The organism is Frankia tisae, from assembly GCF_025403405.1.
GTDB classification, from domain to species: domain Bacteria; phylum Actinomycetota; class Actinomycetes; order Frankiales; family Frankiaceae; genus Frankia; species Frankia tisai.
Window position 1 is genome coordinate 1 of record NZ_JANEZT010000628.1, and the last position, 2,053, is coordinate 2,053.

Below are 2,053 nucleotides of genomic sequence, written 5' to 3' on the forward strand. Positions count from 1 at the left end.
CTCCGGTGGCGCCGCCGGGGACGGGGCGGCGGCGGCCGGCTGGACCGGCGTGGCCGGCAGCCCCTGGTCGGACACGAGAGTCAGCGCCGGACCCGCGGCCCGCAGCACGGGCGGTGCGAGCGGGGGCGGGGGCGCCTGCTCGGCGCTCTCCGGAGCGACCAGGGCCCGGGCGGCGTCGTCGTGGGGGCGCACCCGGCGCACGACCGGATCCCACGTCCAGCGGGCGCAACGGCTATCCGAGGTGAGCTGGACAAGCCAGATGCCGTCGACGCGGCGCCAGGCGTCCCACTGGGCCGCGGCGGGGTTGTCCTGCGCGACGATCAGCCTCGCGTCGACGACCTCGCCGAGCGGCCGGCCGGGCACCCCGCCGGGGTCCTTGGGTAGCAGCGCAGCCCGGGCCTCCTGCACGACGCGGGCGCGCTCGGCCAGCACGGGGCCCTCGTAACGTTCCACGCGTTCCACGGGTATGCCGGCGGCCCTGGCGACCTCCGCGGCGGTCTCCCCGGCACGCAGCCGGGCCTGAATCTCCCGCGGGGTCAGCGCGCTTTCGGTGCGCGCCTCGCTGCGGCGCATCCCGCGCAGGGCAGCCCGGAGCCGGTCGTCCACCGGCACTCGGAACTGCTCGCCATCGGTCCTGCCGCCTGCGTCCGCGAGCACGAGGTAGCCGCCGTCCTCGCTGAGTGCGACCGCCCTCAGCTCACGCATGGCGCCTCCTGTTCACTCGAAGCCGTACCGTGCCCGGTCGGTTGGTCGGCCGCAGCGCACATCGCGCCCGTCGGCCGGCGAGCCTGCAGGCAGATCGGCATGACACACCTGAAGCCGCCTTCGGCATGTGCGTCCCGGTAGGTGACAGCCTGCCATCGATACGGCCGGCTGGCGGGCTGACGGCGGACGACACGCACAGTCTGACCGTGTCGGGCCCGTCCGTCCGGGCCGCAGGCCGGCCGGATGACCCTACGGTCGCCGCCCGCCGGGCGGCCGGGTCGCCGGGCCCCGCCGGCGCGCCGGGCGGGCCGACGGGCGAGGGCGGCTCTGATCGGCCAGGCCGGACAGGGCGGCGCCGACGATGCCCGCGTCGTTCTGCAGCTGCGCCGGGACCACCCGGGTGCGCAGCTCCAACTGGTCGAGGAACTTGTCGGCCTTCTTGCTGACCCCGCCGCCGATGATGATGAGATCGGGCCAGAGCAGCGCCTCGAGGGTGTTCAGATACCGGGTGACCCGCTTGGCCCACTTCTCCCACGACAGGTCCTCACGCTCGCGGGCCGCGTCGGAGGCCTTTGTCTCCGCGTCATGTCCGTGGATCTCCAGGTGCCCGAGCTCGGTGTTCGGGACCAGCTGTCCGTGCAGGAACAACGCGGTCCCGATGCCGGTGCCGAACGTCGTCATGATGACCAGGCCGGCGGTGTCGCGGCCGGCGCCGAAGGCCATCTCGGCGATCCCCGCCGCGTCCGCGTCGTTCACCGTGGTGATCTCCGCCGCAGTGCCGGATCCAGCCGACTGAGCCGGCACCGAGGTGGCATCCGTGTCGGCTCGGCCGAGGGCATCGGCGAGCACGCCGACGATGTCGGTGCCGATCCAGGACGGTGCGATGTTTGCTGCCGTCAGCGCCACGCCGTTCTTGACCACCGACGGCAGGGCGACACCCACCGGGCCGGACCAGTCGAAGTGGTTGACGACGTCGGCGATGGTTGCCACGACGGCGGCGGGCTCGGCCGGCTGCGGGGTCGGGATCCGGAACCGGGGCGCGGCCAGCGTGCCGTCCTCGATGTTGACCGGAGCGCCCTTGATCCCGCTTCCTCCGACGTCAACTCCGAAGACCTGCATTGCCGAGCCCTCCCCGCGCCGATGTTCCCGCCTGTGGGGCCGGCGTCGCCGGCCCCGCGGTCGCGTGCGCGGCCGGCCCGCCCGCCGCGCACACGCGACCGGGTGAGCCGGTCCATCGACCGCTGGAAGGTAAGTCTCGCAGGCCCGGTGACCGCGGGCGCCGCCCGCCCGCCCACCAGCACCCCCGGGCCGCGGCGGCCGGCCTGGCGCGACTCGCCCCGGCCTGGCC

General features: G+C 75.0%; 2 protein-coding genes. Both read right to left on the minus strand.

The window, feature by feature from the left end; all coding sequences use genetic code 11:
• A partial coding sequence (gene sepH / locus NBZ85_RS30665) for a septation protein SepH (protein ID WP_261563373.1) occupies positions 1-705 on the minus strand: 705 nt, incomplete at its 3' end.
• Between the two features lie 249 nt (positions 706-954).
• The gene (gene ppgK / locus NBZ85_RS30670) at positions 955-1,824 is read right to left on the minus strand and encodes a polyphosphate--glucose phosphotransferase (RefSeq protein ID WP_261559542.1); all 870 of its coding nucleotides are present in this window, start codon (positions 1,822-1,824) and stop codon (positions 955-957) included.
• Between the last annotated feature and the right edge of the window lie 229 nt (positions 1,825-2,053).

Excerpts from the sequence above, each read along its gene's own strand:
- ppgK (WP_261559542.1), bottom strand. The coding sequence starts at position 1,824 with ATGCAGGTCTTCGGAGTTGACGTCGGAGGAAGCGGGATCAAGGGCGCT.